The 726-nt window shown below is 60.9% G+C and carries 1 protein-coding gene; it reads left to right on the plus strand.

The features are described from left to right. Nucleotides 1-167: 167 nt before the first annotated feature. On the plus strand, nt 168-726 hold a 559-nt coding region (locus tag ACR0E6_RS22225; RefSeq protein ID WP_480587447.1), incomplete at its 3' end, for a Gfo/Idh/MocA family protein.

Genomic DNA, 726 nt, shown 5'->3' on the forward strand with positions numbered 1-726 from the left:
CTGCAGGCCATTCACACCGGCAATCCGATCTGGCCCACCTTCCGCGATGGGCATGAGGTCAACCGGGTGCTGGCTGCTGCGCTGGCCTCGTCGGACCAGCGCCAGTGGAAAGATATCAGCGATTTCTGATCGCTCTAGCTGCGTAAAATTGAAGAGAGACAAAGACCATGGCAAAGCTGAAATGGGGCATGATTGGCGGCGGCGAAGGCAGCCAGATCGGACCTGCCCATCGGTTGGGCGCGCAGGCGGACGGGATGTTCGAGTTCGCAGCCGGCGCTCTGGATCACCGGCCCGAGGTGGGCCGTGAATATGCTCAGCGGTTGGGTATCAACGCCGACCGCGCCTATGGCAGCTGGCAGGACATGCTGGCAGGCGAAAAAGACCGCCCCGACAGGATTGATCTGGTCACGATTGCCACGCCGAACTCCACCCATTTCGAAATCGCCAAAGCGTTTCTAGAGGCTGGCTTCAATGTCCTGTGCGAAAAGCCCATGACCATGACGGTCGAAGAGGGCGAAGAGATCGTGCGCGTGGCCGAGGCCTCGGGCAAGATATGCGCGGTGAACTACTGCTACTCGGCCTATCCGATGGTCCGGCAGGCCCGTGCGATGGTGCGGGCAGGAGATATCGGCAAGGTGCGGTTGGTCGTGACCAATTTCAGCCATGGCCATCATGGCGATTCGACGGATGCCGATAACCCTCGGGTCCGCTGGCGCTATGATCCCG

Source organism: Ruegeria sp. AP12 (genome assembly GCF_056540025.1).